A 245-nucleotide genomic window follows, 5' to 3' on the forward strand; every position below is an offset into this window, starting at 1 on the left:
TGAGTATAGCCAATACCAGATTGGGTGTAACCTAATCCCGCACCAGACTCCGTATAACCCACACCCGATTGAGTATAGCCAATACCAGATTGGGTATAACCTAATCCTGCACCGGACATTCCGACACCCGAAGTGGTATAACCAATACCGGAAGTGGTGTAACCTAGACCCGCACCGGACATCCCGACACCGGACATGATTTGACCGATACCCGCGCCGGACATAATTTGTCCCACACCGGACAT

1 pseudogene is annotated in these 245 nt (G+C 51.4%); it reads right to left on the bottom strand.

What is annotated here, in order from left to right:
- Positions 1-245 (bottom strand): annotated as a pseudogene (locus tag PL9631_RS26455) (hypothetical protein); the annotation flags it as partial.

It is taken from the genome of Planktothrix paucivesiculata PCC 9631 (genome assembly GCF_900009265.2).
Taxonomy (GTDB): domain Bacteria; phylum Cyanobacteriota; class Cyanobacteriia; order Cyanobacteriales; family Microcoleaceae; genus Planktothrix; species Planktothrix paucivesiculata.